At 34.4% G+C, this 5,490-nt stretch carries 6 protein-coding genes; all 6 read right to left on the reverse strand.

Annotated elements, in window-relative coordinates; all coding sequences use genetic code 11:
* On the reverse strand, nucleotides 1-390 hold a 390-nt coding region (locus tag B2S90_RS00155), incomplete at its 3' end, for a hypothetical protein (RefSeq protein WP_286696357.1).
* A 497-nt stretch (nucleotides 391-887) separates the two neighbouring features.
* Entirely contained in the window at nucleotides 888-2,180 is a 1,293-nt protein-coding gene (locus B2S90_RS00160; protein ID WP_286696358.1) for an MATE family efflux transporter, read from the reverse strand.
* 41 nt (nucleotides 2,181-2,221) lie between these two features.
* On the reverse strand, nucleotides 2,222-3,421 hold the full coding sequence (locus B2S90_RS00165) for an L-serine ammonia-lyase, iron-sulfur-dependent, subunit alpha (RefSeq protein WP_278860756.1): 1,200 nt from the start codon (nucleotides 3,419-3,421) through the stop codon (nucleotides 2,222-2,224).
* A gap of 37 nt (nucleotides 3,422-3,458) precedes the next feature.
* The gene (locus tag B2S90_RS00170; protein ID WP_055234057.1) at nucleotides 3,459-4,343 is read right to left on the reverse strand and encodes an ROK family protein; all 885 of its coding nucleotides are present in this window, start codon (nucleotides 4,341-4,343) and stop codon (nucleotides 3,459-3,461) included.
* 83 nt (nucleotides 4,344-4,426) lie between these two features.
* On the reverse strand, nucleotides 4,427-4,684 hold the full coding sequence (locus tag B2S90_RS00175) for a hypothetical protein (RefSeq protein ID WP_006507179.1): 258 nt from the start codon (nucleotides 4,682-4,684) through the stop codon (nucleotides 4,427-4,429).
* A 36-nt stretch (nucleotides 4,685-4,720) separates the two neighbouring features.
* A complete protein-coding gene (gene pflA / locus B2S90_RS00180) occupies nucleotides 4,721-5,455 on the reverse strand; it encodes a pyruvate formate-lyase-activating protein (protein WP_279067445.1) in 735 nt (244 codons plus the stop codon).
* Nucleotides 5,456-5,490: the final 35 nt, after the last annotated feature.

Here is a 5,490-nt window from a genome sequence, read left to right on the forward strand (position 1 = left end):
ATAGAGATTATAAATCATGATTACTGTCGTAATCACAATTAAAGAAATATTGTTATATGTGAATTGTGTAATCACATTCGTATAAAGATGGTTCTGAATAATCGCAGAATATTGGTCAAATAATAAAAATAATCCAATTACGGCATAAACACCACTGATAATCTTTGTGATATTGTTCTTAGCTGCCATCACAAACATTAAAATAAAACATATCGCAATTAAGATATTTGTGATAATTGAAAATGAAACAGCTGTAGAATAATTCTGATTATGAGTCAGTAATGTAAGTGCCTGCTGGAATTTCTGTACGTATTCTGTCGATGAAGTTTGAATAATATAAAGCGCTATAGGAGTTGCCCCATAGATAATTGATTTAGTCGTATCTTTCATAGTCTTTCCCCTTTTATAAGTATTTTAATCTATTTTAATGTAAGTTACAAGACTCCTATTAAGTTGTCATAATTCTGCTTTCAAATATACTTTTTTTAAAATAGTAATATATATTTACTCTTTCTTAAAGAATTTCTATAATAATTATAGAAAGAAAACATAAACGAAAGTGCAGGTGAACATTATGAATGTTTCTCAAACTCTTTATAGTAGCTTATTTATTAAGCTTCTACCCTTATTGATTGTATCATTATTTCTTACATTCCTATTAATAAAGGCAAAGATGTCTAAGTTATTTTATTTACTCATTGTCATAGAAGTCATTGCGATATTAATACTCCACTATAGCACAATATCTATGTCAATCATCCTATATGAACAGACAAAAGCCTTTATTACTCTTTCCAACATGTTCATCATAGTTGGAATATATTTACTTATTCCTTTTCTTTCAATCATACTCTATATCATATTAAGAAAAAGAATTTAAGAGCGATTTAGTCAATCGCTCTTTTAAGTTTGAGATATGTAAGTCCTACACATGTAGTAATTATTTCAGATAGTGGTAATGAAGCCCAGATCCCTTTCATACCTAATTGTGAAAGAACGATAGATGCAGGCACGATGAGTACTACACCACGTAGTAGAATAAGTGTAGAGGCTATTTTAGCACTCTCTATTGAAGTAAAATATGTAGTTAATACAATGTTTACCCCTGCAAAGAATAAGCCTATAAACATGATTCTAAAGCCTTCTATAGCTAATTGATATAACATTGCATTGTTTGTCTTATTAAAGAGAGAGGTAATCATAGAGGCATTTACAAAGACTGTTAAGTAGATGACCGAAGATAACAACAACGAAATAGTAAGAGTCATTCTTCTTAACATAATAAGATTCTTTATGTCATGAGAACCATAGGATTCACTAGTAAGAGGCTGCATACCGTGTGCAAGTCCATTAAATATCGCAATACATACAAGCCATATATTACATACAACACCATAAGCAGCAACACCTATATTACCTGTAATCTTTAATATAAGTGTATTAAAAAGAAGTACTACTAAACCACTTGAAATCTCTATCAACATAGAAGGAAATCCCAATTTAATAATTCTTCTTATAATAGAGAACTGAAAACGAAGCTGAACGGGATGAAATGTATTCTTCTTTTTAATGAAATGTAAAGAGAGAATACTTAATCCAATCAAAGGTGCGAGACAAGTCGCAAAAACAGCACCAAACATTCCCATATGACATAAGAATATAAATACATAATCAAGTAAAACATTCATAAATGAAGCGACAATCATAGCTGTTGTAGCGAGAGCTGGATTGTTATCATTTCTTACTAATGCATTGAGTGCATTATTGAAGATAAAGGCAGGTGTAAATATCATAATAGTTCTTAGATAAGTCACTGTATCTTTTAATACGGCATCATTGGCTCCTAGCATTCTTGCAAGAGAAGGACTATATAATACTCCTGTAATCATGAAAAGTGCGCCTATTACAAGCCCCAAAAGCACTGTATGATTAAATACCTGATTGATTTCATCATGCTTGTGATCTATTTTCAAAATAGATAATCTAATGCCAGATCCTATTCCTAACATGAGTCCTATCCCGTAAATAAAATTAAATACAGGTATCGCAAGATTCAGTGCAGTGAGTCCTTTATCCCCTATTCCCTGGGCAATAAAGAATGTATCTGCAAGTATGTAAAATGAGATAGCCATTTCCCCCAATATGCTTAAACATATATATTTAATAAATCTTTGTTTCACAGTTTTCCCCCCTCTTTATAAAAAAAGAAATAGTGAAATCACTATTTCAATTCTTTGGCTAAACCTCCTAGAGATGTTTCTTTATAAGCAACATTCAAGTCTTTGCCTGTTTCCTTCATAACTCTTACGACAGTATCGAAAGGTACTTTATTTTTACGTACATAGCCTAACTGTCCTGCAAGCATCGCTGCATCATAAGCACGTAATGCAGCCAAGGCATTTCTTTCAATACAAGGAATCTGTACATAGCCACCTACTGGGTCACATGTAAGACCTAAGTTATGTTCTAATCCCATTTCTGCTGCATAGTCAATGAGACTATTATTTAACTCATTGATCCAGGCCATAGAGGCACTTGCCATTGCACAAGCTGTTCCTACTTCTGCCTGACATCCTCCATCTGCGCCTGCAATAGTCGCATTATATTTGACTGTATTACCATATAATCCACCAATTGCAAGTGCTTTGACTAAGTCTCTCTTTTTTAAGCCCATCTGATGATGTGCATAATAGAGAATAGCTGGTAGTACACCACTTGCACCACATGTTGGTGCAGTGACAATCATATGACCATCTGCATTCTCTTCAGAAACTGCATAGGCATAGCTGGCAATAAATAAACGTTCCTGAGCCATTTCATGATGTGTATTTAAAGCCTGTTGATACATAGAACCGGCTACTCTTTTCAATTGTAGACTGCCCTGTAACATGCCCTGTGTATGTAACCCGTTTTCTACGCAGGTAAACATTGCTTCAAGAACTTCAAATAAATATTCTTTAAAGTTTTCATCTTCAAAACGCAAGACATAATCATAAAGTGATAATCCTTCATTTTCACAATAATCAATGACTTCACGCATTGTATGATGAGGATAGATTTCTACCTTCTCCTCTTCTAAGTCTCCCTTAAAATAGATTTCTCCTCCACCAATAGAATACGCTTCAATAGGTTTTACTGCCTCTCCACCACAATATACTGTGACTAACATCCCATTAGGATGGTAAGGTAATTCACCGCTTTTAAAAGAAAAATCACATGGTACAGGGGCAAATGTCTGCTGCATGATTTTATCTGTTAAATGTCCCTTACCAGTTAAAGATAAAGAACCATACAGATCAACATGTACCTTTTCCATATCTGGATAAAGTGATTTTATTCTTTCAGCGATCTTCATCGGTCCATAAGTATGAGATGAGGAAGGACCAATTCCTATCTTATAAAGTTCTCTAAGTGATTGCATGTTCTCCTCCTTAAAAAAAGCAGGCTATGCCTACTTTTTATTTATTCTTTAAAGCCTGTTTAGCAAGTGCTAATCCACCACATAATCCTGCATTATCTGCAAGTCCTGGATAAACAATATAATCCTTGATCTTATCTGTTGTAATTTCTTCTTTTGCAACATAACCGTTCAACATTTCCTGAACATATTTATGAATCATTGGGAATAACTGTTTCTGGTGCATAACACCTCCACCTAAAATAATCTTCTTAGGTGAGATTGTAAGAATATAAATACATAAAGCCTGAGCAATATAATAAGCTTCTAGATCCCATGCTGGATGATCAGCAGGTAATTCTTTAGCGCTCTTACCCCAACGTTCTTCAATAGCTGGTCCAGCTGCTAAACCTTCAAAACATGTTCCATGATATGGACATTTACCCTTATAAGTATCTTCTGGGCGAGTGATCAATTTCATATGACCCATTTCTGGATGTAATAAGCCGTGTACAAGATTACCTTCTACAACAGCACCTCCACCTACACCTGTACCAATAGTCAAATATAATGCGCTATTTAGTCCTTTTGCAGCACCGAATTCTACTTCACCTAAACATGCACTATTTACATCAGTATCAAATCCTACAGGAACACCAGGGAATGCTTCTTCTAAATCCTTTACGACATTATGATTAGACCATCCTGGTTTAGGAGTAGTAGTGACACTTCCATAAGTAGGACTTGTCTTATCTGGGTCAATTGGGCCAAATGATCCAAAACCAATAGCTTCTACACCCTTCCCCTTGAAGAATTCAATTGTTTTCTTCATTGTTTCTTCTGGTGTTGTAGTTGGGAAAGATTCTCTTTCAAAAATGTTACCATTCTCATCACCAACACCAACGACGAACTTTGTTCCTCCACCTTCAATAGTACCTAATTTCATTATCCTTTACCTCCATAATAATCACTCATATTTTAAATTATTTACTCCTAAAAGTAAACGAGCTTTTTAAAAGTATGGTATTTTTAGGCCACCATTTTATCATTTTTATAATATGCATATTGATCAAGCGAATAACCATGTTCCTGCATGACCTTAGTCATGATTGTTCCTTCAATCATAGCACGCTTAGCAGTGATTTCTTTGTAGTTTTCTTCTCCGTTATGTGTATGGATAATATCCATCAATTGATTATGTACCTCTAGATAAAGGCTGCATAATGTGTCTAAACTCTGATTCTGTAAGAAAACGATGTAATTTTCATCAAAAAGCAATTCATCCATGAAAAATGCCTCCTTCTAGGAGACATTATATCATACTTATTTATATTTATCTGTATGTAGAATCTTATTTGCGTTTTCTACACGTTCATTTGTAGGTGGATCAATTCCTTCTAGCTGATATTCTAAATTAAGTTCCTTCCACTTGTAAGTACCAAGAGTATGGTAAGGAAGAACTTCTACCTTTTTAACATTACTTAAAGTATCAATATAATCAGCCAATGCATGAAGATCTTCATCAAAGTCACTTCTTTCAGGGACTAAGACATGTCTGATCCAGATAGCTTTATTGATATCATTCAAATATTGAATCATATCAAGAACACGCTTGTTTGAAGCCCCTGTTAACACCTGATGTCTTTCATCATTGATTTCTTTTATGTCTACCATAAGTAGATCTGTATATTTCATAAGTTCTTCAAACTTAGAGAAGAAAGGTTCTTCTCTTGTAAAGCATGCACCACTTGTATCAATACATGTATTGATTCCTGCTGCTTTAGCTAGCTTGAAGAATTCCAATAGGAAATCAATCTGCACAAGTGGTTCTCCCCCAGATACAGTAATTCCACCCTCTTTACCCCAATAAGGTTCAAAACGTAGGGCACGGTCTAAGGCCTGCTGTGGTGTCCATTCTTCAAACTTCTGACTTGCCCATGTATCAGGGTTATGACAGAATTGACATCTAAAAGGACATCCATGTAGAAATAAGATAAATCGTACACCTGGTCCATCTACAAGACCAAATGTTTCAACGGAATGTACACGAGCGTTCATCACATTCTCCTCCTCTATAAAAAACAGTCTCATTA

The organism is Catenibacterium sp. UBA627 (genome assembly GCF_002299355.1).
Classification (GTDB): Bacteria; Bacillota_I; Bacilli_A; order Erysipelotrichales; family Coprobacillaceae; genus Catenibacterium; species Catenibacterium mitsuoka.

What these genes read in the sequence shown, in the direction of transcription:
- B2S90_RS00165 (WP_278860756.1), bottom strand. Translation starts at nt 3,421, where the DNA reads ATGCAATCACTTAGAGAACTTTATAAGATAGGAATTGGTCCTTCCTCA.
- B2S90_RS00170 (WP_055234057.1), bottom strand. Translation starts at nt 4,343, where the DNA reads ATGAAATTAGGTACTATTGAAGGTGGAGGAACAAAGTTCGTCGTTGGT.
- B2S90_RS00175 (WP_006507179.1), bottom strand. Translation starts at nt 4,684, where the DNA reads ATGGATGAATTGCTTTTTGATGAAAATTACATCGTTTTCTTACAGAAT.
- pflA (WP_279067445.1), bottom strand. Translation starts at nt 5,455, where the DNA reads ATGAACGCTCGTGTACATTCCGTTGAAACATTTGGTCTTGTAGATGGA.